The following is a 25,750-nucleotide window of genomic DNA, read 5'->3' as shown; positions in this document are numbered from 1 at the left end:
TATCACATTGCATTTACTATGCACAATCGCTTGACACTCATTTTTGCTCCATTTAAGCTGATTTTGCCCGAAAACGAAGTGGCGATGCCGCCACTCGACCCAAGGATCAATGATGAATCACCTCTCTCGACCGGGAAAGATCGCACTGGCCGCGTCAACAGCCCTGCTGCTCAGCATCGGCGGACTCGCCCAGGCAGCGCCACCCGACGAAAATCCCACAACAGGTTGGCAAACCTACACTGACATCACTCACCTTCCGGAACTGAGCACCGGCACGCAGAGCCGCCAGTTCTCAAGCTTTGATCGCGAAGGCGGCAACGACCACGACGGATTCAGCGGAAAGTACTCCTGCCTGCGCACCACCGATGAAGGATGCGTGCTGGCAGAAGCCACAGGCGCCGGCGAAATCCAATCCATCTGGTCAACGTGGGATCGTGGCGACGTCACCAAGGCCGGCAACATCATCATCGAACTCGACGGCACAGTCGTTCTCAATGCACCGTTCCAGGACGTTGTCGAAGGTAAAGCCGGCGCACCGTTCATCTATCCGTTCGTCGCCGACAAGATGCAAACCTCCGGTGGCGTGTACATCAAGATCCCCATGCCCTACCGCGAATCCATGCGCGTCACGGTGCAGAACAATCCGTTCTTTTACCATGTGTCGTACCGCTCGTTCGCCACCGCTGACGGCATTTCGACCTTCGATCCCTCCAACGTGCCCACCGACCTGCTCGAACAGACTAAGACTTGGGGTACGGAGTCGCCGGCCTCCCTCGTCAATGAGCCGAACCTGCACGCAGACTTCAGTCTTGCTCCGGGCGAATCCACAACAATCGCGACGCTGGATGAACCCGGAATGGTCCAGGCCTTCACCCTTGGTCTGCCAGGCCTCAAGGGCGCGCCGGCACCTGAGCGCATGAACGATGACGGTCGCGCAACGAAAGATTCGACCAGCTTCACCGTGGCGATTGATCCCGCGAACGAGGGAGTCACGCTCACGCGCCGCTATGACCCGATTTCACCTGATCAGAAGGCACGCATCCTGGTTGACGGCACGCAGGCCGGCCAGTGGGATGGCACCGAAGGCAAATCAGGGGTGTGGCGCGAAGAATCGGTTGAACTGCCCGCCGACGCCACCGCAGGCAAGTCATCGATCCGCATCACCAACGAGTTCATCTCTGCGGGCAACGACTTCAACGAATTCCGCTACTTCGTCGACTCCAAGGTGGGCGGCGACATGATCCGGACCGACGAAGTCGACGTTGGCGAGGGAACCGACGAATCGCGCGCCTCTGAACAAGCTCACGACTATTCGATCATGAACGAACGTTGGCACGGAGACCGGACCTATGCGCGCGAAAATACAAACCCCGCTGACGCCGAGCAAATCGCGGCGTCCGACGATTTCCTGACGAATACACATATCCAGATCCACGCCGACGGCCAGTTAACCGTCGACGCGCCGATCGGAGAATTCTTCGGTACCGGTCTGGGCCAGGCGCCCGTTACCTCGCTGATGTTCGGTGTCGATCCCGAAACAGGGACATATTCGTCGTGGTGGCCGATGCCGTTCGGCAAGACGATGACGATCTCACTGGTCAACAACTCTCAGTACACGCTGAACAACGGTACGTGCGATGTCACATTCAACGCGGATGCGAGTGTGGCCGAGCGTTTGAGCGGACCGGTCCCCTCCCTCGGATATTTCTACGCCACGCACCACGCGGGTCCGACCGAAGACGGGCGCGACTGGGTGTTCCTCTCAACTGAAGGCCAGGGCCGCTTCATGGGAGTCAGCCACACCATGTCCTCGTCACAGGGCGACGGCAACGTTCGCGGCTACCTGGAAGGCGATGAGCGCATCTACGTTGACGGGCTGCGCACCCCACAGTGGCACGGCACCGGCAGTGAAGATTTCTACGAGGGTGGCTGGTATTTCGATTACGGACCGTTCTCCGCATTTACCAACGGTGCGCCACTGGAGAAGATCGCTGGAACGTACGGCTGTGACTATCAGTGCGACTCGGCCTACCGACTGCTGATCGGTGATGCGATCGATTTCCAGAGCTCGATCAGCGCCGGATTGGAGCACGGGCCGGATAATCGCCATCCAGCTGAATACTCTTCGACCGCTTTCTGGTACGGCCACGCGGCTGCGCCTGTACTGACCCTTACTGATTCACTCAACATCACCGACGTGGACAGCGAGGCGGCTCACGCGTACTCAGGTGGCGGCGAACCGCGCTCCCTGACCAGCACATTCGAAGGCAACGATGACACGGTCAGCGTGACCGATTCTCTGCGCGACTCGACTGATCCGATCACTTTCACCGCGGCAGTCAAGAAGTCGAATCAGGGTGTACGCCTGCATCGCATGTCGGACCAGTCGAGCGGCTATCAAAGCGTCGATGTGGCCGTGAACGGCACGCATGTCGGCACGTGGCTGCAGCCCCTGGCCAATCAGACTCATCAGTGGCTGGAGGACACGTTCGAAATCCCCCGCGCCATCACTGAGAACGTCGATAGCATCACGGTTGAGCTGACTCCGCGCGATGGTTCGGCACCGTGGAGTGCTGCGCGCTACGAGGTGTACACGATTGGCGGCGAAGAGGCGGCGACGCCAGTCGAACCGCCGGAACCGGCTGAACCGCCCGCACCGCCTACATCGCCCACGACTGGCGAGCGTCCTCAGGCCGACAAGCCGCCTCGCCTCAGCGCGACCGGCTCGTCTGCACCGATCCTCGCACTCACAGCACTTGGAGCGCTGGGCGCAGGAGCGTGCGTACTGTCAGTTCGCAGACGCCACTGAGCCGTGGGCGGGGCCGCGCGTGGTGATGACCCGATCAACCTGATCAGCCTCACGCCATGCTGCGGCCACGCTGTCAGCGGCGCGTTCGTCGGCAACGAGGGCTGCAACTGTTGGCCCCGATCCGGACAGGATCACCGCGAGCGCGCCGCTTTCGCGTCCGATCTCAATCGTGTCGGCCAGTTCGGGTCGCAGCGTGAACGCGGCCGCTGCCAGGTCGTTATGTAAGTACGGTGCCGCCTCGCGCGCACTGGCGGTGAGTGCGGCGAGCGTCTGTTCGTCTGGCCGGGTGAGTTCGGCCCATTCACCCATCTCATCGCGCCGCCTGAAAACCTCCGGCGTCGATAAACCTTCGTGGGCGGTTGCGCATACCCACAGGTGGTCATGTTCGCTGTCCAGGACCTGCATATGGTCGCCGTGCCCGGTTCCCAGCGCGATTCCGCCGACCAGGCAGGCCGGCACATCCGCGCCCAGCGTGCGGCCGACCGCCTGGAGCTGATCTGCGTCCAGTCCTAATTCCCACAGTTCGTTGCAGGCGACGAGGGTGGCTGCCGCATCCGCTGACCCACCGGCCATTCCACCGGCAATCGGCACGCGCTTATCAACGTGGATCCTCACGCCTGCCGCGGTTGACGCCCACGGGCCGCTTTGCGCCAGGCGCTGCAGGGTACGCGCGGCTCGTGCCGCCAAGTGCCGGTGCGGGTCGAGCTCGTTCATCATGGCGCTTGCCTGACCGTCTACCTCGCCCTCTGGCGTGTACACGGTTGTCGATACCGCGATTCCGGGGGTGCGAGCCGTTGTCACTGTGACGGTTTCACGCAGGTCGAGCGCCTCGAACACGCTGATCAGCGGGTGATATCCGTCTTTTTCCGGCGCGCCGACGCGCAGCAGCATGTTGACTTTGCCCGGGGCGCTGGCCTGAGCTTCACGCATGTGCCTCTCCGTTTCGTGTGGAGGCGTAGGCTCCCTCGGGCGTGGAGGGATCGCGTCTGGCGGCGACGATAAGCCTGCCGAGGTCGACGAACTGGCCGATGGACAGCGTTTCGCCACGAGCCTGCGGGTCGATGCCGGCACGGGTGAGAAGGTCGGCGGCCGCTTCCCCCGATCCCGCCCAGTCACGCAGGGCCGCGCGCAGAGTCTTGCGTCGTTGCCCGAATGCGCGGTCGATCGCATCGAATGTGGCGTCACGCAGGACAGCGTCACCCAACGGCTCATCGCGCCTGGTGAGCCGCACCAGTGCGGAATCAACGTTTGGAATCGGCCAGAACACGGCGCGCCCGATGCTTCCGGCTCGTTCAGCGTGGCCGTACCACGCGGCTTTCAGGGAAGGGACACCATAGGTTCGTGAGCGGGGCCCGGCGACGAGGCGGTCGGCAACCTCAGCCTGCACCATAACCAGGACTTCGCGCAGCGTCTCGAAGCGTTCGAGCAGTCGCAAAAGTACCGGCACAGCCACGTTGTATGGCAGATTGGCGACAAGTTTGGTGGGCGCAGCGTCGCCCAACTCGTCCGGCGTCACTTTCATCGCATCCATACAGGTGACGGTGAGGCGCTCTGTTGCCTCGGGCATGCGGGCCCGAACGGTTTCCGGCAGCGCACGAGCCAGGCGCGGATCAATTTCGACCGCATCGACATGTGCGCCGGTTTCCAGGAGCGCCAGTGTGAGCGACCCCAGTCCCGGCCCGACCTCAAGCACGTGGTCATCTCTCCCTACGCCACCTGCTCGCACGATGCGTCGAACGGTTCCGCCGTCATGCACGAAGTTCTGCCCCAGCACTTTGGTCGGGCGAATGTCGAGGGCAGCCGCGATTGCGTGGATCTCGGCAGGTCCCAGCAGCGCGGATCGTTCGTCTGTTTCGTTCACGTCACGAGGGTATCGCGTGAGCGCGGATCAGTACCAACCGACAGAATTGGAATGCCCGAGCGCGCCGCATGGGGTTCCGTAGCGGCCGGCGATGTATCCCAGGCCCCACGTGATCTGCGTGGCCGGATTCGTCTGCCAGTCAGCACCGGCGGATGCCATTTTCGATCCGGGGAGAGCCTGCGGAATACCGTAGGCGCCTGACCAGGCGTTAGCGGCATAGGGGTTCCAGTGCGATTCGCGATCCCACAGTGTCAGCAGGCACTGGAATTCACTGTCTGACCAGCCGCGCTGACTCACCATTTGCTGCGCGATGCCGCGCGGATCTTCGCCCGAGTATGTTCCGGTCGGTGTCGAGCTGATCGTCAGCCCTTCGGCTTCAGCGATGCCGCGAATTTCATCGAGTTCGGCCTGGCTTGAGATGTCACCGGATTTGGCTCGGAATCGTACGGACTTGCGGCCATCTGATTCAGTGCCTTCTTCCAACTGGGCTTTCGGATCGATGCCGGCGGCCAGGAGAGCTTCGGGCGTGACTTTCCTGGTGCCGACGGTGACGATTTCCGGTCGCGGTTCCGCTTTCTTGTCGGCCGACAGCACGGCTGAGTAGGTCACTTCGCCGTCGACTGTTTCCTGCCATACCACAGAGCTGTTGGCACCGTGTGTGCCTTCCTGTTCAACGATGCGTTCGCCTTCGAACAGTGCGTCGGACTTGCGTTCTTCTTTCGAGAAGTTCACCGGGGTGTCTGTGCTGACGCGTCCGCGGGTGACGGGCTGGACGCGCACGGACAGTTCGCCGTTTGCCGATTCGAGGGTGACCCGGTCCAGCGGCGACAGCTTGATTCCGTTGTTTTCAATGACGTGTCGTATGTCCTGGCCTGCCCGGACGGCAACATTCTGGATCACGTTGCCGTTTGTTTCAATGACTGGCAGTGTGCGTGCGCGTGACACGAGCGGTTGAAGTTCGGCTCGCATCGAGGAGCGGCTCGCGCCTATCGCCACGGTGGATCCGTAGGTGTCGGCATCTGCCAGGATCGTGTCAATTGAGCTGGACGTCGACCATACGGTGCGTTCTTCGCCGTCGATCGTCAGGTCGTAGGGTTTGGCCGTGCGCACAACGACATGGTCAACTGACGCGATGTTTTCGCTGGGTGTGGGCGAGATCAGGTCGTGTTCACCGACCTGTACGTCGATGCTGGCGAGCGCGTCGGAGACTGTGCCGCCCCACACGGTGACAGGCTGACTGACTCCGTCGACTTCGAGCATCACTGTGTGACGAGCCTGAGCAATACCACCAACCGCGATGCCGGCTACTGCTAGTGACGCTGCACTTGCTGTGGCAATGATGCGTCGCGGGGTCACGGCAGGCTCCTTCCAATCGGCTGTTCCTACCGTAACCGTTTTGTGACTATTTGTGGAGTCGGACCGGAAAATTGTGGTGAGTTGCGCGCTCAGTACAGGCCGAGGCTTGCCGCGCATGCTGGCCACTGGCCCCATCCAGCTGCCGCCTGCAGTGCCTGAGCGCGGGCAGTTTGCTCAGCTGCCGATGCGTCCGAGGGCAGGCCGGTGCCGCCCATCGATTGCCACGTGGGCAAAGTGAACTGGTACATGCCGTAGAATCCGTTGCCCGTGTTGGTCGCCGGATTTCCGCCGGATTCACACTGAGCCAACGCGGCCCACACGTCCGAACCAGCAGTGGTTGCGGGAGCTGCAGTCGGCGTGGAGGCTGTCGTCCTCTGTTGGGCGGCCGCTTTCTTCGTTCCCACCGCGACGATCTTGCTTTGCGGGTCGGTCTTGCTTGTCGATACGGCTGCCGACACGGCGATTTCTCCGCCGACTTTTTCCTCAAAGTACTTGGTCGTCACCGAGCCGTCTTTGCCTTCCTGAATAACCGACGTCGTTCCTTCAGTCAGGGTGTCGTCTTTTCGCTCTTCAGTTTGGAACGGCACTGCGTCGGTCTGTGTGCGGTAGCCGCGCTCAACTCGTGTCACGATGATCGTGATGGTGCCGCCGCGGTTTTCCAGCTTCACGCGGTCCAACGGGCTTGTTGTGACGCCCAAGCGAGCCAGGATTGAAGCCGTGTCGTCACCGGTTTCGGCAGCTGTGTCAAGGGTCTTGCCGTCTACCTCAACCTTGATGCGTTCGCCGGGCGCTGCCAGCGGCAATGTGGCACGGGCAAAGGAGCGGTCAGCGGCGATGATCGCTGTGCCGTGCTGGGAGAATTCGTCCAGTAAATCGGCCATTGATCCTGCTGTGGACCACAGTTCCACCTGGTTCCCGTCCAGATCCACCGTGTACGGCGATGCAGTCCGTACAACGACGGTGTCACCGTTGGACACTCCCTCGCCCATCGCCGGTGCGACCAGATCGTGAGGGCTGACTTCAACGCCTGCAGCATTGATGACGTCTGAGACGGTGCGGGAGAATCCGCTGACGGGCTGCGAGACTCCGTCGACCTCGAGGGTCACGGTGTTGTGTGCTGCTGCTGCGCCCACTCCGGCCACGCCCACAACTGCGAGCGATGCGGCGGATGCGGCTGCGATAACGGTTCGTCGGCTCGGTGAGAATTCCAAATTCACAAGTGTCCTGAGGTCGTTCGGCTCCGTCGGGCAGACGGACTGACTGGTGCCACACTAATAGGTTTTACCCAAACGTGACATCCGACGTCGCACATCTCACATGCGTCGCGTTTGCTTTTCGCCGTCGCACGTGGTTGCGTCCAGCCCTTATGCCCATGCGCCGTATACGCGCGTCGTGCTGCGCCACAACCGGTCACACGCAGTAGCTTCGTCGACGTTCCATAGCTCGGCAATTGCCCGCACAGTGTGGACAATTGAGTGAGTCGCGTTCGGATGACCGCGCCACGGCACTGCTGTGAGATAGGGCGCATCGGTTTCGACCAGCACGAGTTCGGGCGGAAGTTCGACCAGCGCTTGACGAAGGTGGGCGTTAGCCGGATACGTCATATTGCCGGCAAATGACGCATGCCACCCGTTCTTCGCCAGTTCGCGCGCCATTGCCGCGTCGCCGGAGTAACAGTGAAAGACGATGAGCTGGTCGGCCGTGGCGGTTTCGTTCAGGATCGCGAGTGTGTCTTCATGCGCATCACGATCATGAATTTGCAACGGCAGGCCTGCCGCGGCTGCGAGTCGAATGTGCGCGCGAAATGATTCCGCCTGCGCTTGTTTGCCGGCATCGGCTGTACGGAAGTAGTCGAGTCCGGTTTCACCGACGGCAACGACGACCGGGTCATTCAGACGCCGTTCAACCTCCGTGAGTGCTTCGTCCAGCGGAACGTGGTGCTGTTCAACGTGCGGGACGAGGCCATCTGGCGACGGTTCAGCAATCCCGGCATGCAATGCTGCTTCGTTGGGATGAATCGCAAGCGCCACTCGTATCGCGAGGCCGGGCGCGCCCTCACGCGCAAGCTGCATCGATCCGTGGAAGTCAGGGATTTCGCAGGCAGAGGTGATGAGTCCGCGCACACCGACCTGCTGAGCGCGCTCGAGCTGTTCGTCAAGCGCCAGCCTGATTCCCTCAGCGCGAGGAATCTGTTCCTCATACAGCGGCAGATGAGTGTGGTTGTCGATCACATGACCTTCGAGCGGTTGCGCAGCTGGTGGCCATTCGCGCTTCTTTTTCTTCGACACCGGACCGGTCACTTCCTTCACTGTGGTGACGTGCTTATTCCTCTGAACCGATCCTAACGAACCCGCCGCGTTTGCGGCTCATTCCCCTTGAGGCGGCATATGTCCGCGATAGCGGGTAATTCCGTTGACGACGTCGTACCGGAAGCCGAGTGGAGTTGTCCACTGGTACACACCAGGCTCTGGCTGGTCGAGGTCCCAACCTGCATGCGTTTTTGCACGGTGAACACTTCGCGACAGTGGACCCAGATTCGCCAGATTTGTTTGCCCAGCCGAGCCACCTTCCTCATATGGGACCGTATGGTCCAGGTCGCACGAGGTTGAGGGCGTGTTCGAGTAGGGGAATACCTCGAACGGTTCACGCTGAAGCAGTGCCCTGCGCATCGTCGATGTCGGATCGTGCCGGTCACCGGCAGGCAGCGATGAGTAGTCAAGGACGGGGCGAATCGTGACCCGAGTATGCGCAAGCATGGATGCGAGTTGCGCGACGGGAACAGAACCGCCGTCGTCGATACTCGCGCAGTGCGGCGAATCCGGGTAGATATGAGCAACGATCTCAGCTCTGCGCTCAGTTTTCGCTTCACGTCCATTTAACAGTGCCCCCGCCTGCTCGGGGTTCGCCAGCAAGCCGAGTGCACGCGAGCGCCGCTCATCAACCGACTCATCTGGATGCGAGGCGGCCAGCGCAGATGCCAGACTTGCGACGGTGCGGTCAAGATGGAGGGCATCTGTAACGGCGAGTTGCGCATGCATATAGGCGCTGCCAGCTCCCTCGTCCATGTCGAACACGACGCGTCTGGCACGCTCGGCAAGTTCTGCACGCACTTCGATCATCTGCGGGGCAACGCGGGCGATCAGAAGGTTCACGTGACGGGTGATGCGCCCCTGGTTCCATGAGCCGATCTGTCCGAGCAGTTCATCGAGCGTCGCGCATTGAGATTCGCCGAGTGTGGACGTCAGCGAGTGAACATGGCAGGCCTTCCAGACGGGGATTTCAGCATCCATGACTCGGTCCCACAGTCTCGGGAGGCGGAAGCGGACACCAAGTAGCGAGTAGAGTTCCTGCAATGTTTGAGAGGGTGAGCATCCTAAAGCGGCAGCAAGTTCGAGATGGGCGAACTCGGCAATGAGCGGGGTGCCGCTGCTTGAGCGCGGCACAAGAGCCTGCTCTCCTTTGAGCGCGGCAGTGACCGTCAGAATCGTGTCGATGATCATGCGGGCGCGCTCAGCTTCAGCTTTCCGCCAGCGGGCATCCGCCTCGCGCAGTGCGTTCACCTGCTCGATGGCAGCATCAAGCTCACTGGCGGAACCGCCGCCGTCGGGTGCACCTGCACACACACAAGTATCGAACATGTGTTCTATTGTGAGGGATGGCATGTGCATCTGCGTCCCACGAACACCACTTAACGGGACACAATTTAAGTGATGTGTGTCACATTTGAGCCAGCAGGGCGGCTTCCTATTTTCCGTTCAGCTGCGCGTAGTCAATGCGGCGATCTTTGAAGTGGAACTCCTTGTCGCGGTCATTGATTCCAGGCAGGATATTGACACCCGCACCGATCCAGCAGCCTGAGCCGATGCGAACCGGCATGTTGTACTGGTAGCCCTTTCGGCGAAGCTCCGGGATAATCGGGTGTCCCGCCGCTGAGATGGTGACGTTCGGGCCGAACATCGTGTAGACACCGACGTAAATGTGTGTGTCGTCTACGCAGGTGAAGTTGAAGTTGACGTAGATGTTGCTACCGAAGTTCGCGTAGAACGGAGGCTCGATGTAGCAGTTCTCCCCTATTTCAGCGAACATTTCCTTCATCATCGCCTGGCGTTTGACCTGTTCGGATGGGCGCAGCTGATTAAATTCGTGGAGCCGCTCGAGGCATTTCGTTCTTGCATGACGCTCATCGCGCAGTCTTACTTGTCGTGTCAAAGGCGGCTGGTCTGCGAAACATTCTAGAAAAGTCACTGCCTCTTCGCACAGCTCAATGCCACTAAGACGCCGCCGTGCGGTACAGTGCCTCAAAGAACTGTTCGGCGAAAGGCGCCCGCTCTCATGACTATGAACGCATCGGCTCGTTCGCTCATCGGGCTTGTGACAAGCCAGAACTTACGTTTCGTCATCCCTGTCTATCAACGCCCCTACTCGTGGGACGAGGAGCAATGCGAACAATTGTGGGAAGACGTGTTGTCGGTTGGAAAGCGCCCAGATGATAAGCACTTCACCGGTTCTATTGTGTGGATCCAAGATGGTGTGATGTCGGAGGTGACGCCGCTTCTCTTAATCGACGGTCAGCAGCGAGTCACAACTGTCGTACTCCTCATGATTGCGCTGGCTCGATACGCTAAGAACAACCCTGACGAAAAGCTCAACTTTTCCTACTCTCGGCTGGTCAACAAGGGGTACCTGATAGATGACGACAGGCATGGTGACGAGCGTTACAAGCTGCTTTTGTCTCAGGGCGATCGAGCTACCCTTATCTCGTTGCTCGAGCATTTAGTGGACGAGGACTATCGAGTCGTCAACAACTCATCACGTTTAATTGCCAACTTGGAGTTTTTCGAGCGAAAGCTGGCCGCCCTCGACAATCCGAATACAATATGGGATGGTCTGCAGCGTCTTGAAGTTGTATCGATTTCTCTGGATGCAACTCGCGACAATCCTCAGCTCATTTTCGAATCGATGAACTCGACAGGTAAAGATCTTTCGTCAGCCGACCTGATCCGAAACTTTGTCCTCATGGGATTACCCCGAGGCGAACAAGAAAAGCTCTATCAGAACCACTGGCGGCGTATTGAGCAGACCCTTGGCGAAGACACATACGACAGAGTTTTCGATGAATTCATCAGAAACTATCTGACCATTCTGTATGCGCCTGAACCGCTCACGCGTAAAGATGTGTACCCCATTTTCAAGCGCCACGTCACCGAAAACGGGTTTGCCAAGAAAGGGCGGATGGTCAACCTTCTCAGTGAAATGGAAGACGTTGCTCGCTACTACGCGGCAATCACCTCTGGGACCGAGGAGGACCCCCAGCTCAAAGAGCACTTCGACACAATAGCAACACTGGATATGAGCGTCCTCAATCCGCTCCTCCTGTCGTTTTATCAAGATTACGAGGCAGGAGCCTTCGAAAAAGAAGATTTTATCCGCCTGCTTCGTCTGACCGAAAGTTACGTCTTGAGGCGAGCAATTTGCGATGCTCCCACAAATTCGCTGAATAAGTTCTTTCCCAGCATTATCGGAAATCTCAATAAAGTGCAGGAAGAGGGCGGTGATTACGTCGAAGCCTTCCAATCGTTGCTATACATGGCAGCGAGGACCACGCGGCGTTTTCCAACAGATGACGAGTTTTCGCATGCACTACTCACGCGTGACTCTTACCTCTTCAGAAAGTCTTTCTTCCTGCTGACAAATCTTGAGAATTTCCACCACCCTAAAGATCCTCACGATTTCGCATCCGGCTCATACACAATTGAGCACATCATGCCGCAAAATGCGCTTGCTCATTCTGAATGGCGCCAGGCGCTGGGCGAGGCCCCTGAGGAAGGCTTTGAAGCCCTCGTCAACAACATCGGCAACTTGACTGTCACTGCCTACAATTCCGAACTTTCCGACGGTACCTTTACTGAAAAGAAGGAACGCTGCATCGGCGGTTACGCCAACGAATACATGGCGATCTCAGCAGAACTGAAAGATGCAGAGTCATGGGGTGAAGAGGAGATACGAAACAGAGCAGAAAACCTGACTGCAATTGCGCTCAAGCGCTGGCCAGGCCTTGATGTTTCGCCCGATACAGCCGAGCGATACGTCGCGCGCAAGCAGCCAGACAGACGCGCATGGCGAGTCACGATTCATGACCTCGTATCGGCAGGACTTCTTCATGTCGGCGACGTGCTGGAACCCGGTTCTGATCGTTTCACGCAAACAGTGACACTCACCGATAGGGGCGATTTAATCTTGCGCAACGGTGAGAAGTTCTCGAGCCCATCCTCGGCAGCTAGTCGCGTCATCGCCCTCGAAGGAGGTTCTGGAGGACGAAACGGATGGGACTTTTGGCGTCTGAATGACGGTGGTCCCAAGTTGAGCGAAATTCGCCGACGCTATGACGAGGCAGCGACCACGAGCCACCGCGACGCATCCATGGTGGAATTTTGGAACGGTTTCTATGAATACTGTGCGAATCGTCCTGGCTTTACCGAAGCTTTCCGCGACCCGTCGACACGTGAGCCTAATCGCGATAACTGGGCCTCATTTGGCATTGGTCTGCGAAAGTGCGATTTAACAGCATTAGTACGGTTGAGCGGGCAAGAAGTGGCCGTCCAGCTCCACTTTTCTGACGAAGAAAGCTACAAACCCGTCCTCGCACGGCGATCCGACATCGAGAAAGAACTGGAATTCCTCGAGGGTACGTTTGAGTGGGACGAGGGCGACCTCGACAAGACGACCCGCGTTGTGAACGTTGCACGCCCAGCCGATTTGACTGGTGATTCAGTCAATGAGGTGTACGAATGGCTGGCCACAGGTATGCACGCATTGCGGAAGGTAGCGCATCAATTCATAAAGCGGAATCTAGCCTCGATCTAACCCGCTACTCCCACTCTTTCACGCTCGTTTACTGTTGCGTCATTCCAGTTGACTCCAGTTGGCTCGTCGATTTTGACCGTCATACCACCGAATCCCGCTGCGTGACCTCGCGTAGGCGTTTGGGACAAATCCTGGGACAAAAGCGCGAACTATTTCGAAACCGCGAGCCCGCAGTTTCATTTTTGACCCGGGGACAAGAATGGGCTGGTTTTGAGGCTCAGAAACACCCGAAATGGATGCCAAAAGCAACAATCATCCTCATCGACGCCCGTTTAACGAAGTGAATCGTAGCCAGCGGCTTTATCGTCATGCGTTCCCGCAGGTCAGAAGGGATACACAAGAGCGATGACTGAAAGAATCGTCGCAGGTGGCTTCGTGCATGCCCCTAATCACGCTTCGGAACTGCTCAATAAGGCTGATCGCTTCACTTAGTGAACAAAGGAGCCCTCAGTTGATCGGAGCTCGAAAATCAACGATTCCCCAAGTCAGGTACTCCCATTCCCCTTTTTCCTTATCGAGCTCAGGATACTCGCTCAAAAACCTTTCAACGCCCCTTTCCATGCGCGCAAGCAGGGCAGTTAAGTTGATGTTGATCTTTATGCGGCAATCGCCTTCAATTCCATTCGCCTCTGGTGAGCTGGTGGCTCCATATCCAATGACCAGCTGGCTGTCGTCGTTGAAGACCTGTATATCGATCGAATGGAACGGCGAGTATTTTGCCCCCGCGCCGTCAACAACCGAAGATCCGGTATGGAGCACAGCGTTTCGCAGCTGGCAGAAATCGGATGCGGTGAAGTTGTCTTCCCGCATGAGCGCATTCATCGTTCGCTCGATATGGTCTCGACTTTGCTCGCGAGATCGGTCGATGTCGTCAGCCACAGGGGTGCTAGGAAACCCGAGATACCTCGTACACCAATCTCGCTGACCATCTTTATTGCTAGAGTCGATCAAATTCGAACAGACATCTGGAATGGTGACCAGAACCGTCAGGCATGAGATTAGCAGCCCGGCATCGAACGCCAAGCGAGCCTCCCCGATGAGATTTCTCGGCGAGCGCTCAATAATCCGCGGGGCGCCCTGGGGCGCACCCGCTTCGTTTTCGGAAACAGGAAGCAACAGGTCAAGCTCCAAGCACATCGGTTAACCCTCAATCTCTATGCTCTCGCCGCCACCTTTCGGAACCAGCTTCACAGAGTAATCGAGCTGCGCTGCCGTTTGACACAAGGTCTCCACCTTCATAGTCTTCGACTTTAGGCGCTGGTCTAGCGCCTGCGGGGTGAGACCGAGATCGATAGCAAGGGAGCGTTGGGAGCGGCCTTGCTCCTCGAGTATCGACTTGATGGCTTCTGCGGACCTCATAGCTGCAACATCCCCTGGTAGAAGGTCGACGGGAACATGAACTCGCGTTCTTTTTTCTTTTTGTCGTTGTCGAAACGCACGGCGATTCTGTCACTGCCAATCGAAACGACCTCACCATAGCCAAAGCTCTTGTGGAAGATCTGGGTTCCTTCCTCAATCCTGGAAAGGTCGGCTTCAGTGATAACCGGCTCTTCGGGCTCCAATGCCTTGGGCTCGGACTTTTTCGGATAGCCGGAAAGCCACCAGCCGGCCTTGAAGCTCGTTGCCTTACCGCCTTCCAACTTGTAGGTGAACTGCGCGCCGTTCGCGGCAAGCTCGTTCATGACGACGTCGAGCTCACCGCCGCCGATGGCCCAAAGGCTTCCGCCCTTGGGACGGCGATCGGCGATGCGGACGTTGTGGGACTCGAGGACGTCGATGACCCAGTCCTTCTTGACGGGCGCCTCTCCGAGCGTCGTTGCTTTCGCAGTCGACCTCGAAACGCCCGATGCCGACGGTTTGATCGCGGGACTTACCGCAACAGCAGGCGACGGAGCCTCCACCCCAGCGCCGTTGCCCAGAGTGGAACCGTCGGGGGCCACCATCGACTCCTGCTGCTTCGCGTAGAGGTAGTCGTAATTGGACAGAGACGTGTCGTAGAGGCCGACCTTCTCGCCCTCGTGCTTGTTGATGCCAGTGTAGACAAGGCTCGCATCCTCGTAGCGACGGAACTTGTAGACAGCGTCGTTCATGAGGGCGGAATTGAACACGCCAAGCGAGACGAGCAGGTTGAAGTCCGAGACGTCGAGGCCGGTGACCTTCTTGAACAGCCCCGGCTCCAACTGGGTGATGACGTCGTAGAGCGTCTCCTCGCGGTAGTCGGTGAGGTACATGAAGACCGGGATACGCGTGACGAACTTGATCAGCTTCTTCTGTATCTCCTTGCGCTTGGACTTGAACTCCTTCTCCTTCTTGACTTCCTTTACCGCTTCCGACTTGTTGATAATGGTCTTGATGTCGTCGTTGAGGCTTCGGAAGCCCTCGATGCTCATGAGGGCGTTGATTGCCTCGTCGTTGGCGAGCAGGCGTCGTAGCGTGTCGTTATCGACGTTGACGAGCAGCGCCGACTCCCAGCGCTTGGCGAGAAGCGTCGCGGAGGTCCCCGCCATGGCGATGTCGAGGATCTCGGAGGCGTTGATCTCCTTCATACGGCTGCCGTCGTAGGCGAGCACGGGCAGGAAGCGGATGAAGTCGCCGACCTTCTGCTCGGGGCCCTTCTTCTCTGGGGAGAGCTGCGTGGAGTAGTCGGACACCATGGTGAGGGCGCGGTCGAGCGCGAAGTCGAACACGTAGCACTCGTTCTTGACGATCTGCATGTTCCCGTCGTCGTCCTTGACCGTCCAGGGCGACTGCACGCGAAACGCCGTCTGGAAGTAGGTCTCGGCGCTCTTTACGTTGGAGAGCATGAAGACGCCGGTCCATGGCTTCACCGTGACGCCGGTGGTGAGTTTGCCGCAGGACAGCGTGATGGACTTCGATTCGAGCGGGTCGCGCATCGACTTCTGCACGGGCGGCAGGGCAGCAAGGCCGATGCCCGCGCCCGAGCCTGCGCACACGTTGACGCGCAGATAATGACCGGTGGTTAAATCGCTGATAGAGGCCAAATCCATTGGTGGGATAATGGCCTTAGATTGCATATGGAGAAAGGCAGGGGCGATGGGCTTCTTTGATAAAGGCTTCGACCCAATAAAAGAGGCGCAGAAGACTGCGGCTGCTGCAGGAAAAGGAATCGCAAGCGTTGCCGAACAGGCATCGAATGCCGCTCAAAGCGCCGTCGAGCAGACGGGGCAGGCTATCGGGGACATTGCAGGCAAGGCAAAGGGCGCTGTTCAGAGCATTGGGGATGCGATCAAAGACGTCCCGGAGCCGAAGAGCTTCAAATACAACACTGAGTTTGCCGATGAGCGAAACGTTGACGGATCGCCCCAATCTCAAAGGCTAGCTCCGGAACATATGGCGAAAATGCTTGGAGATGTGGCTGAAGGAGCCGCAAACGCTGCAAGCGTGGCAGCGGCCGGTGCCCAAGGCGCTGTCGCCGCCATCGCAGGTAAAGCGGGGGAAATCGCCGATGGGGTCAGGCAAGGCGTCGAGAATGCAAGGGCGAAAGAACCGGATGAGTACGAGCTCACCGTCATCGAATACAACCAAACCTATACCGATCTGGAATCGGGAGGGATCGAGCTCTACCAGTCTAGGCTGAGGAGCATCGACCTGCTGGACCTCGTTACCGACCTGGTGAACTCGATTGCGAACACGCCGAAGTCGTTCGTGGAAGATATCGAAGAGGTGTCACACAAAAAGCGAAGCTTCAAAGAGTCGGCGTCCTTCGCCCGCGAAGAGCTGGACTCGGCACGGAAATCGGCAGCCAGCGCTGGCGCCGGCGTCGCGGCAGGTATGGCCGTTGCCAGCATCGCCCCATCCGCCGCCATGTGGGTTGCCACAACTTTCGGTACCGCCTCCACGGGCACCGCGATCTCTACGCTATCGGGCGCTGCCGCGACAAATGCGGCGATGGCCTGGCTCGGCGGAGGCGCATTGGCCGCCGGAGGCGGCGGAATGGCCGGTGGCACCGCTTTCCTGACAATGGCGGGCCCCATCGGATGGGGCGTCGCAGGCGCCACGTTGCTGACCTCCATCGCTCTCTTTGTGAAAAAGCAGCACGAGATTGCCAGGGAAAAGCACGAAGAGCTCCTGTCGGTGAAGCGGAACACCGAGGCTCTCAGGGAGACGTCCGCAGCAATCGGGGCACTTAAGATAAAGACCAATACCCTTCGCGAAGAGCTGTCCGGGTCCTTTATGCCCTCATGCCGCATGTACGGCGCCGACTACCTTTCCATCTCCGACGACGAGAAACTGGCCCTGGGTGCCTTGGTAAACAACGCGAAGTCCCTGGGCAGCCTCATCGTCGAGAGGGTGGCCGCCCGGGACGGTGAATAGCCATGAATGCAGAGAAGGTACTCAAGAGCTCCCAGGAGCAGGCCGTCGCCGCATGGATCGGCTTGATCAACCAGATGAGAATCGACGACCTCATCGAGAATCTCAACCGCCAAGACCAGAACCTCGATTCCACAATGGAGTCCATGAACTGGGCGCTCGGGAAGATCGAGGACCTCGTCGTTGCGAACAGGGGCGGCAGCAAGGGCATCCATGGGTTCATCGCCGAGGTGGCCGAATGCGGGTTGGAGAATGCGCAGAGCCTCGTCCATGGCGATAAACCGGTAATGGAATGGGTGAACGACAACGGCCCCGCCGACCTTTTGCGCAACGGCGTCGAGATACAGGTCAAGTTCGTGAACGCCGGCGGCAAGTTCTCCTTGGACGCTGTGGCCGCCCATTTGCAGAAGTACCCTGATTTCCTCGACAAAGACGGCATCTATCAGATCCCGAAGGACCATCTCGACGCGGTGCGCTCCCTGTATGAGATGCCAAAGGAGGATGCAGCCAAACTGGCGTCCTCGACCGGCGGCCCATCCTACTCAACCTGGAAGAGCATCCATGAGTTCTTCGACTCAAGCGGGTTCAGTATCGATGACCTTGAAGCCTCCAAATTCGAGTACTCGGAGGTCCAGAAGAACGCTATCGCCGACAAGATGGCCGAGGAGAAGAGCAGGCTCGCAGACGAGAGCGAGCGGATAAAGAAAGACATCTACGAGGAGCACAAGCCCACGCCCCAAGAGGGCGCGAAAGCCGCAGCGGCTGGCGCCGTTCTGGAAGCGGGAACGGCATTCGTCATTTCAATGAAGCGCCATCTCGGGAACGGAAAGCGTATCGACGACTTGACCCAGGATGACTGGGAGGAAATCGCCAAAGATTCCGGCATGGGACTCGTCAAGGGCGGGGTTCGCGGTGGAGCTGTTTATTGGCTGAACAACTACACGGCCACGCCCTCATCTGTCGCAAGCGCGCTGGTCACTGCGTCATTCGGCGTCGCAGAATGCGCTTACAGGTTCCGCAGCGGCGAGCTGACGGAGATCGAGTTTATAGAACGTTCCGAAATCGCGTGCCTCGATGCGTCCGTGAGCGCATTCTCGAGCTTCGTGGGCCAGGTTATCATTCCGATCCCGATTCTGGGCGCCCTCGTCGGCAACGCCGTAGGGGCGACCGTGTACGAATTGGGAAAGGATTTCTATAACAAACGAGAGGCGGAGCTGCTCGCGCACTATGCCCAGGAGCTGAAGGCCCTCGATACAGAGCTCGAAAGCGAATACGCCGCATGCATCAGCGACCTTCGTGAGAATATGATCAAATACATCAGTCTTCTAGAAAAGGCATTCTCCTCGAATTCCGCCATGGCTTTTTCCGGCTCCATTGAGCTGGCGGCAAGCCTTAACGTTCCAGATAGCGAAATCCTGCACATGCGCGAAGAAGTCGATGATTTCTTTCTAAATTAGAATCAGTCAGGTTAAAGAAACAACGGCCGAGCGAAACCCAATCGCTCGGCCGTTTGCCGTCTAGAACGGATGAATCTCCTTGCACTACTATCATGCTCATAACAGCGAATGCTTGCCTAGGCAGGCAAACGGTCATCGTCTACATCACCCACTTGAACACAGCGCGGAACAGCCAGACGAAAAAGCCCAGCGTGACCTTAAGCGCCGCCTTGAGGAACTTACCAAGCCTCTTCATCGACGTCACCCCAATCTTCCTTGACCTTGCGGGCGCCATCCTCGGCGCTCTCTTCCTTCTCTTGCGCGAGCAGCCTCGCCAGCTCGTCCGGCACGCCCGGGACCTCCGCCCTCCCCAGCGCGCGCTGCAGGTCCCTTATCTGCGACTTCAGCGGTTTTGAGGGAGGCCCCACGTGCTCGCGGTAGCAGGCGCCGATCGCAGCCGCGTCACACAGGAAGCCCCGCACCCGGGCGAACGCCTCATCGCCGTCGAGCAGGACGCGACGGGCTTGCCCGAGCTCGGCCTCCGAGGCCAGCATGAAGCGCCACCCGCGGGACCTGCGCGCAGCCGGCATGTCGTCCGCAGGCGCGTCGGCGCGCCAGTCGTCGCGCACCTGGTGCCAGTTCGCCGTGAGCCAGAGCCCCCTCTCGGGCTCCTCGCGCATCTCGAGCTCGAACGCGGCGAAATAGACGAGGCCGCTTACGCCGACTGGAAGACCTCTTTCTGATATCTCCCCAGTTAAATTGACGTTTCCTTGCGAACAGCCTCCGGTTCTCCGGAGGCTGTTCCGTTATTCCCGCATGAAATCGGCACCCCGGAAGCTCTGTTAAGGGAATAATTACGTGCCCGAACACAGCAAGATACGCGGCGTTATTCGGCGGCATTCGGGGTCACTGAAACTGCGGAAACCGATTTTCGCGTTTTATTATTCCCGTTTGTTGACCTGGGCAAATGCAATTGACGAGGGCTTGAATCCACCTCGCAGTTTCAACTTAGTTTCGGCCGCGCGAAATCGCCCCTCGGGGGACCCGAATTGTGAATTATTCCCGCAGGGCCCCATTATTCCCGTACCGCCGAGTGCTCCGCCGTACCGCCCAGTAGGGGCATGCGGGAATAATTGAACCGTTTTCCCAGGTAGGAATGCAAAAAGAAAGCCCTCGAACCAGAGGGGTCGAGGGCTTTTATTCCCACTATTTCGCTGGCGGCTTTGTTCTGAGGCGATGCCGAAACAGCATCAGGTGGTACTCGGCAGCACCAAAACGCGAGTTCAGAAGCCAGTTTCCGCTATTCCCACTCGGTGGTTATAGTTTTGCCGTCTCGTCACTCCAGTTGCACCCAGTTTTCGGCGGCATCTCGAAGTGAGTGCCGCTGAATGACGCGACGTCGCGTTTCATCGGCTTCGGGGACAAAAGCTGGGACAACTTCAAAAACCATTTTCAAACTCAGAGTATTGAGTTTTTATTTTTGTCCCAAGGGGCACGGAGAGCCGCCTTTGGAGGCTCGATATCGCCGAAAAACGCCCGTTTTGAAACTCAACCGCCTTTGAGCCTGCAAACCACCAGCTTCAACAGTAAGTGAGTCGACGCGGGTGGCTTACGAGCCGTTCACAAAACCGCAGGCCACAGGTCTTTGTCAACGATAAGCAAAGTGAATAGTCTCAGGTGGCTTGCCCATGAGTTGGCGTAAGCCTGTTTAGCAAAAGGCTAATCGGACACGACAGGCCGCCCGCATGGCGACGGCGTTTCCCGTGCGGGCACAAACAGCCCTGCGTGCCCTGTCGCGCGATATCCCAATGCGACGTTCAGAACCCTACCCGCCAAGCAGCCACCTCGCGAAATTCAGCACGAGCACGCCCTCCCGGGTATGGGGCTCATGCCTCGTGCGAGTGATGAGAATCTTCGGGAATGCATCCCCGATGGATAGAATCGGCGCAATCTCCCTCTCGAGCGTCGAATCGGCGCCGATATCGTCGCTCACATACACTTTCCTTCCCGGTTTCGAAACTTGGAAGGCAGTATGCGCAAGGATGCGTCGAGGTGCGATCCCAGTCGTACCATGCCAGCAGAGATGTCGAGGCACATTCGTTCATGCTGCAATGCGGGCATCGGAGATGAAAAACAGCCCGTCGGGTAGTCATGGGCGTGCGGGAGCCCGCATCAGTAACCTGCCTCCTCGGTTGTCCCTTCTTTGCATGGTCGTCTACATAAAGGAGGAACCAGCCATGCAGATCAGCATGCTTGCCCTTCTTGGGTCACGGACCGGGGAGGCGAGGGCCTCCGTCGGGACCGCCCCGAGCAACCGGCATATCCAAGGAATGACAAGGCTCGATCGCTGTGCTGGTCAGGATGCCGAAGCGGGCCGTCCGCCAATCGGAATGCGGGTCAGGATGCTGCAACGTGATTCCAGCTGCAGGATACGGCTCCTTTGCGGTTGCCGCAAAACCTGCTGGCAACATTCTTACTATCCGAATGATGTACGCATCCCTTGGGATCGTTTCGCCTGACCAGGGCCATCTTCAGCGCCTCATCGGCCAGCTCGGCAGGCGCCTCTTCCACGCGTAATAGCCCTGGCGGGTCACCTATGCAACCAAAGATACAAAAGGAATCGAATGGCCAGAGAGGATTGCCCTTACCGATGCTCGATTCTTGACAGGCAAACTCAAGCCTCGTTAATATTACATGGTTTGCCAGACCGAATTAACAAAGGAGGGGTGTCGTGGTTGGTCTTTTCCGCACGTGGATGAGCGCCTAGAAAGCGGCGCTGTTGTGGCGTCGCGCTGTTTTTCTGCACGCCATTTCACGATTGGACATAACCATGATATTTGAAACCTCTCGGGGCAGGTCTGTTCTGCTGTGCCATTCATGGCAATTCAAGCTTTGTTTCGTATGGGGCGGGGAGCTCGTTTCGACATTGACGAGTTCGATTCTCCAAATGGGTCTTATTTGGCATCTCGCCCTCACGACAGGGTCGTCTTCTCTCCTCTCCTTAGCATCGCTGGCAGGCTTTCTGCCGATTGCTTTGTTCGGAATCCTTGCGGGCGCCGTTGTCGACAGACTGCCTTTGAAACGTGTCCTCATCGGCGCCGACCTCTTCATTGCCGCGGTGGGTGCCGCCTTGGCGATTGCCTCGTTGGCCGGCAGCTTACCTGCATGGCTAATTCTCATCGCCCTGTTTCTCCGTGCAGTTGGTACTTCGTTCTACACGCCAGCCTCCCAATCTCTCACGCCCCATCTCGCCCCGCCAGAGCATCTCGTTCGCCTATCGGGGGTGACTCAGGCGATTCAGTCCGGCGGATACATTCTTGGCGCCGCGCTTGCAGCAGTGATTTATCCCGTGGCGGGCATTACCGCTATGATTGTCCTCGACGTGCTGGGAGCGCTTTTCGCTTCTTTAGCCGTCCTCGCCGCACAGATAGACGCAGGGGGCCTCGATGAAGCCGACCGCAGCTTGTCCTTTTCCAATAAGGTTCGAGAGCTCTTCTCTGAGATTTCGGACGGCTACAAGCTGATTAGGGAGTACAGGGGGCTGTTCGCCCTTCTTTGGTGCGGGTTCGTCTTCGCTTTCGCGTTCTCTCCGCTCGCGGCATTGTTCCCAATAATGACCTTGGGGCATTTTGGCGGTAGCACGGGGGATGCCGCTTTGGTGGAAATCCTTTTTTCTGCAGGCATGCTGGCTGGGTCCGGCATTTTGGCGGCCACGGGAGGGTTCCGCAATAGGTCGTTCACCATGGTCGCCGCGATTGCCGGCTTCGGCATTGCCGCAATCGTATCCGGATCGCTCGGCCCGTCATTGTTCGCTGCTTTCCTGCCGGTGAGCTTTCTTATGGGCGCATGCTCCCCGTTGTACGCGGGAACCCAGACTGCCCTTATGCAGGAGCAGATACCTCCTGAGTACCTAGGCCGCGTTTTCGGCCTCTACGGAACCATCATGGCGTGGGCCATGCCCATGGGCCTCGCAGCCCCCTCCGTTTTTGCGGATCTGCTTGGAGCTCCGTTATGGTTCGTCGGCTCTGGAGCGACCATGGTACTGCTTGCGATGGCTATGCTGCTTGCTCCGAGCGTCCGAAACGCGGGGAAAAGAGATACCGGGCAGATTCAATAGCCCAAGTATTCGAAAAAAAGAGGCAGCAGCCATCGGTTCAAGCGTCAGCCTTCAAGCCCTTGCGACGACGAGGTATTGCACCGACATTCCGCATCGCGCTCCTTATTCGTCGCCAACTATCATTTTCGGATTTGCCGGCTTGCGCAAGGTCAAAACGCTCGCGCCGGCAATTGGGCAAAGGCGAAAAATCGACGTGAGCAATCTTTTTTGGCATGGCTGCGCTTCCAGTAAAACGCTAATACACAAAAGGCGGTTCAACCTATGGAACTCATAGTCAAAGCTAAAGACATCTTTTTGGAATATGCCGGCCGCGATATCCTAGATATCGAAGAGTTGGAAATCTACTCCTACGATCGCATCGGCTTGGTGGGAGACAATGGCGCAGGCAAAACCAGCCTGCTTAAAATTCTGAGCGGCAATCTTACCATTGCGGACGCCGACGTCAGGCGCTTCGGCAGCATTGCCCTCATCGGCCAACTCGATGAACTCGACCTTGATGCGGCTCAGGACAGTGGTGAGATGCTCTCCCGTCTCAACGTCGCCGGAGTGGCGCAGGAGACGATGAGCGGCGGGGAGGAAACACGCGCCAAGATTGCCTCTGCACTCTCCCAGCATGCAAGCGCGATCTTCGCCGACGAGCCTACGAGCCACCTCGACCAAGACGGCATCCGCCTTCTCGTCGGACAACTCAAGGCATTTGATGGGGCTCTGCTCATCGTGAGCCATGACCGTCATTTTCTCGACCAGGTGGTAGACAAGATCTGGGAGCTCAAAGACGGCGGTATTTCCGAATTCTGGGGTGACTACTCCGACTATCTGCGACAGAAAGAAGAAGAGCGCAAAGCTCAGGCGACTCGATACGAAGAGGCGATGCGCGAGCGCGATCGCCTCGAAGCCGCCATCGAAAAACAACGGAAAAAAGCACGGCAGGTCGACGCCAAGCGGAAGGCTGCGAAAAAAAGCAACGAGTATGCAGGTCGATTGGGGCATCAGAAAGCAACCGGCACCAAACAGAAGAGGATGTACCAGGCGGCTAAGGACATGGAGAAGCGCCTCGAAGCGCTCGAAGGGATTGAGGCCCCAGATAGCATTCGCGCCGTGCGGTTCCGCCAGAGCAAGGCCCTGGAACTGCATAGTAAATTTCCCATCTCGGCAGACGATTTCAGCTTGAGCTTCGGCAACTGCATGCTCTATGACCACGCGAAATTCGAGATACCGCTCGGTGCCAAAGTGGCCATCACCGGTGGCAACGGTACAGGAAAGACCAGCCTGCTGAAGGCAATCGCTCGACGCGCCGACGGTATCAACATCTCTCCCAAGGCAGAGATCGGTTACTTCGAGCAAACAGGCTACAAGTTCGACGCCCGTCAGTCTGCGATCTCGTTCATGCAGGATGGTTGCGAGTACAGCATGACCGAAATTCGAGGCATCCTCGCCTCTATGGGAATCGGACCGCGCGACCTGACAAAGGACGTTGGCGTTCTCTCGGGAGGCGAAGTCATCAAGCTGCTACTCGCGAAGATGCTGCTGGGCAGATACAACATCTTGCTCATGGACGAGCCTGGAAATTACCTGGACATCAAGAGCGCCGAAGCCCTCGAGCAGATGATGAGCGCCTATGCCGGAACGATAGTGTTCGTCTCCCACGATAAGAGGCTGGTCGAGAACGTCGCAGACATTGTCTACGAAATAAAGGACACCAAGCTAGTCAAAATCTTTCAGCGCGAATAGCCCTAAATGAGCAAGAAATAATCCCCGAACGGAGACAAGGGAGTAAAACGGCAAAGAAAGAGCCTCCGTCCCAACGCAGGGAACGGAGGCTCTTTAATCGCTTTTACTCATCTCCGTCGCTGGTGGCTTTGTCATGACTCTCGTACGAAACGAAACTCAGCGGCACAGTGCGGCACTCAAAATCGCAGGTCAGAACCCTATCGGCCTACTCCCACTCGATGGCTTCAGTTTTACTGTCCCGACATTCCAGTTGTCCTCAGTTTTCGATGCCGTCTCAAACCGAGTGCCGCCAAGTAACACTATGTCGTGTTTCATCGGCTTCGGGGACAAAAGCCGGGGCAATCTCAAAAACTCATTCCAAACTCGGGGCTTTGAGTTTTCGTTTTTGTCCCAAAGGGCACGGCGGACAGCCTTTAGAGGTTCGATATCGACGAAAACGCCCGCTTTGAAACTCAAGTGCCTTTTCGTGTGCGAGCCGCCAGCTGCAATAGGAAGTGAATCAACGCAGGCGCCTTTCAAGCAGTTTGCAAAACTGCAGGTTGCAGGCCTTCATTGCTAGTAGGGGAAATGAGTAGTCTCAGGTGGCTTGCCCATGAGTTAGCGAGCAGGTTGGGGCTTCGTTGTTGGCGCAATCACTTCGTGCACACTCGAAAGGTCTGTTTAACTTCAGACAGGGCGCCAGTGCCTACGCGCAGTGGCGCAGATGATGGGCAGCAAGAGACAAGCATCTGCTGCCGCCCATCAGAAAGCATCGTACAGGCCATACCACACGTCGGTGTAGATGAAGTCGGCGCCCTTGATGCACTCGGTTGTCGTCGGAGACCTTGCAGTTCTCCTCGCCGATGGCCATGAGGTCGCCCATCTCCTGCGAAGGCGGGCGAGCCGTAGCTCGCCCGACCTGGTACGTCTTACAGACCGTGCTTACCGAGAGCGGCCATGCGCTCATTGATGGTGGCGCGGTATGCCGCAGCCTTCTGCTCGTCGGGCTCGCTCTGGGGGCACAGAGTGGCCAGGATGGCGCGAATGGAGTGCTTGCGGTTCTCGGCCTCGACCCAGCACAGGGAGCGCTCGGGATCGTCCATGACCTCGTCGACGACTTCCTCGCCACGGTTGGCGGGCAGGCAGTGCATGAACATGCTGTTCGGACCGGCAACGTTCATCATATCCCAGGTCACCTGGTACTTCGGATAGAACACATCCATGTAGCTGGAGCTGGAGACTTCACCTTGATTATCAACTTTATC

19 protein-coding genes are annotated in these 25,750 nt (G+C 58.2%); 7 read left to right on the top strand and 12 right to left on the bottom strand.

Annotated elements, in window-relative coordinates:
- Nucleotides 1–109: 109 nt before the first annotated feature.
- Nucleotides 110–2,809, top strand: coding sequence for a glycoside hydrolase family 172 protein (locus tag AC1EJ1_RS08735; RefSeq protein WP_480295710.1), 2,700 nt, complete (start codon nt 110–112; stop codon nt 2,807–2,809).
- On the opposite strand, the gene AC1EJ1_RS08730 is transcribed toward AC1EJ1_RS08735, so the two are convergent.
- From AC1EJ1_RS08730 to AC1EJ1_RS08700, 7 genes are all read right to left on the bottom strand, one after another.
- Nucleotides 2,789–3,739 (bottom strand): 4-(cytidine 5'-diphospho)-2-C-methyl-D-erythritol kinase, encoded by a 951-nt coding sequence (locus AC1EJ1_RS08730; RefSeq protein ID WP_480295709.1) that lies wholly within the window; start codon nt 3,737–3,739, stop codon nt 2,789–2,791. The two genes, AC1EJ1_RS08735 and AC1EJ1_RS08730, sit on opposite strands and share 21 nt — an antisense overlap.
- On the bottom strand, nt 3,732–4,670 hold the full coding sequence (gene rsmA / locus AC1EJ1_RS08725; protein WP_480295708.1) for a 16S rRNA (adenine(1518)-N(6)/adenine(1519)-N(6))-dimethyltransferase RsmA: 939 nt from the start codon (nt 4,668–4,670) through the stop codon (nt 3,732–3,734). Before rsmA ends, AC1EJ1_RS08730 begins: the two co-directional genes overlap by 8 nt.
- Nucleotides 4,671–4,697: 27 nt before the next feature.
- The gene (locus AC1EJ1_RS08720) at nt 4,698–6,026 is read right to left on the bottom strand and encodes an aggregation-promoting factor C-terminal-like domain-containing protein (RefSeq protein ID WP_480295707.1); all 1,329 of its coding nucleotides are present in this window, start codon (nt 6,024–6,026) and stop codon (nt 4,698–4,700) included.
- Nucleotides 6,027–6,115: 89 nt separating this feature from the next.
- The gene (locus AC1EJ1_RS08715) at nt 6,116–7,243 is read right to left on the bottom strand and encodes a transglycosylase family protein (RefSeq protein ID WP_480295706.1); all 1,128 of its coding nucleotides are present in this window, start codon (nt 7,241–7,243) and stop codon (nt 6,116–6,118) included.
- Nucleotides 7,244–7,390: 147 nt separating this feature from the next.
- Nucleotides 7,391–8,314, bottom strand: coding sequence for a TatD family hydrolase (locus AC1EJ1_RS08710; RefSeq protein ID WP_480295705.1), 924 nt, complete (start codon nt 8,312–8,314; stop codon nt 7,391–7,393).
- A gap of 78 nt (nt 8,315–8,392) precedes the next feature.
- On the bottom strand, nt 8,393–9,664 hold the full coding sequence (locus tag AC1EJ1_RS08705) for an HNH endonuclease signature motif containing protein (RefSeq protein ID WP_058236189.1): 1,272 nt from the start codon (nt 9,662–9,664) through the stop codon (nt 8,393–8,395).
- 106 nt (nt 9,665–9,770) lie between these two features.
- Nucleotides 9,771–10,235, bottom strand: a complete 465-nt coding sequence (locus AC1EJ1_RS08700) for a maltose acetyltransferase domain-containing protein (protein WP_058236243.1) — start codon at nt 10,233–10,235, stop codon at nt 9,771–9,773.
- 123 nt (nt 10,236–10,358) lie between these two features.
- Here AC1EJ1_RS08700 and AC1EJ1_RS08695 point away from each other — a divergent pair, with 123 nt between their 5' ends.
- Nucleotides 10,359–12,890, top strand: coding sequence for a DUF4268 domain-containing protein (locus AC1EJ1_RS08695; RefSeq protein WP_480295704.1), 2,532 nt, complete (start codon nt 10,359–10,361; stop codon nt 12,888–12,890).
- Between the two features lie 447 nt (nt 12,891–13,337).
- On the opposite strand, the gene AC1EJ1_RS08690 is transcribed toward AC1EJ1_RS08695, so the two are convergent.
- Together AC1EJ1_RS08690 and AC1EJ1_RS08685 are read right to left on the bottom strand one after the other, a co-directional pair.
- A complete protein-coding gene (locus AC1EJ1_RS08690) occupies nt 13,338–14,021 on the bottom strand; it encodes a hypothetical protein (protein WP_257525367.1) in 684 nt (227 codons plus the stop codon).
- Nucleotides 14,022–14,245: 224 nt separating this feature from the next.
- Nucleotides 14,246–15,898, bottom strand: coding sequence for a hypothetical protein (locus AC1EJ1_RS08685; RefSeq protein WP_257525369.1), 1,653 nt, complete (start codon nt 15,896–15,898; stop codon nt 14,246–14,248).
- On the opposite strand from AC1EJ1_RS08685, the gene AC1EJ1_RS08680 reads away from it, so the two are divergent.
- Both AC1EJ1_RS08680 and AC1EJ1_RS08675 read left to right on the top strand, forming a co-directional pair.
- A complete protein-coding gene (locus AC1EJ1_RS08680; protein ID WP_154955681.1) occupies nt 15,867–17,225 on the top strand; it encodes a hypothetical protein in 1,359 nt (452 codons plus the stop codon). The genes AC1EJ1_RS08685 and AC1EJ1_RS08680 overlap by 32 nt on opposite strands.
- Nucleotides 17,226–17,227: 2 nt before the next feature.
- Entirely contained in the window at nt 17,228–18,679 is a 1,452-nt protein-coding gene (locus AC1EJ1_RS08675; RefSeq protein WP_058236193.1) for a hypothetical protein, read from the top strand.
- A gap of 218 nt (nt 18,680–18,897) precedes the next feature.
- Here the strand turns inward: AC1EJ1_RS08675 and AC1EJ1_RS08670 are convergent, their stop codons facing one another.
- Nucleotides 18,898–19,338: a hypothetical protein gene (locus AC1EJ1_RS08670; protein ID WP_257525370.1), complete on the bottom strand. Its 441-nt coding sequence runs from the start codon at nt 19,336–19,338 to the stop codon at nt 18,898–18,900.
- 1,145 nt (nt 19,339–20,483) lie between these two features.
- Entirely contained in the window at nt 20,484–20,651 is a 168-nt protein-coding gene (locus tag AC1EJ1_RS08665; protein ID WP_157966984.1) for a hypothetical protein, read from the bottom strand.
- 419 nt (nt 20,652–21,070) lie between these two features.
- On the opposite strand from AC1EJ1_RS08665, the gene AC1EJ1_RS08660 reads away from it, so the two are divergent.
- The 3 genes from AC1EJ1_RS08660 (at nt 21,071) to abc-f (ending at nt 24,506) form a co-directional block, all read left to right on the top strand.
- Nucleotides 21,071–21,235 (top strand): hypothetical protein, encoded by a 165-nt coding sequence (locus AC1EJ1_RS08660; protein WP_156334367.1) that lies wholly within the window; start codon nt 21,071–21,073, stop codon nt 21,233–21,235.
- 253 nt (nt 21,236–21,488) lie between these two features.
- On the top strand, nt 21,489–22,775 hold the full coding sequence (locus AC1EJ1_RS08655) for an MFS transporter (RefSeq protein WP_005987410.1): 1,287 nt from the start codon (nt 21,489–21,491) through the stop codon (nt 22,773–22,775).
- A 261-nt stretch (nt 22,776–23,036) separates the two neighbouring features.
- On the top strand, nt 23,037–24,506 hold the full coding sequence (abc-f, locus tag AC1EJ1_RS08650; RefSeq protein ID WP_005987409.1) for a ribosomal protection-like ABC-F family protein: 1,470 nt from the start codon (nt 23,037–23,039) through the stop codon (nt 24,504–24,506).
- A 908-nt stretch (nt 24,507–25,414) separates the two neighbouring features.
- Here abc-f and AC1EJ1_RS08645 read toward each other — a convergent pair.
- Entirely contained in the window at nt 25,415–25,708 is a 294-nt protein-coding gene (locus AC1EJ1_RS08645) for a Rossmann-fold NAD(P)-binding domain-containing protein (RefSeq protein ID WP_005987408.1), read from the bottom strand.
- Nucleotides 25,709–25,750: the final 42 nt, after the last annotated feature.

This window comes from Pauljensenia sp. C0170B4 (genome assembly GCF_056590235.1).
The sequence above is the reverse complement of the archived record's forward strand: the minus strand, read 5'-3'. Positions and strand labels throughout refer to the sequence as shown.

Bases quoted from the DNA above. Each gene is read 5' to 3' on its own strand.
- AC1EJ1_RS08695 (WP_480295704.1), top strand. From the start codon at position 10,359: ATGACTATGAACGCATCGGCTCGTTCGCTCATCGGGCTTGTGACAAGC.
- AC1EJ1_RS08675 (WP_058236193.1), top strand. From the start codon at position 17,228: ATGAATGCAGAGAAGGTACTCAAGAGCTCCCAGGAGCAGGCCGTCGCC.
- abc-f (WP_005987409.1), top strand. From the start codon at position 23,037: ATGGAACTCATAGTCAAAGCTAAAGACATCTTTTTGGAATATGCCGGC.
- AC1EJ1_RS08645 (WP_005987408.1), bottom strand. From the start codon at position 25,708: ATGGATGTGTTCTATCCGAAGTACCAGGTGACCTGGGATATGATGAAC.
- AC1EJ1_RS08705 (WP_058236189.1), bottom strand. From the start codon at position 9,664: ATGTTCGATACTTGTGTGTGTGCAGGTGCACCCGACGGCGGCGGTTCC.
- AC1EJ1_RS08730 (WP_480295709.1), bottom strand. From the start codon at position 3,739: ATGCGTGAAGCTCAGGCCAGCGCCCCGGGCAAAGTCAACATGCTGCTG.
- AC1EJ1_RS08655 (WP_005987410.1), top strand. From the start codon at position 21,489: ATGATATTTGAAACCTCTCGGGGCAGGTCTGTTCTGCTGTGCCATTCA.
- AC1EJ1_RS08670 (WP_257525370.1), bottom strand. From the start codon at position 19,338: ATGCGCGAGGAGCCCGAGAGGGGGCTCTGGCTCACGGCGAACTGGCAC.
- AC1EJ1_RS08735 (WP_480295710.1), top strand. From the start codon at position 110: ATGATGAATCACCTCTCTCGACCGGGAAAGATCGCACTGGCCGCGTCA.
- AC1EJ1_RS08685 (WP_257525369.1), bottom strand. From the start codon at position 15,898: ATGGATTTGGCCTCTATCAGCGATTTAACCACCGGTCATTATCTGCGC.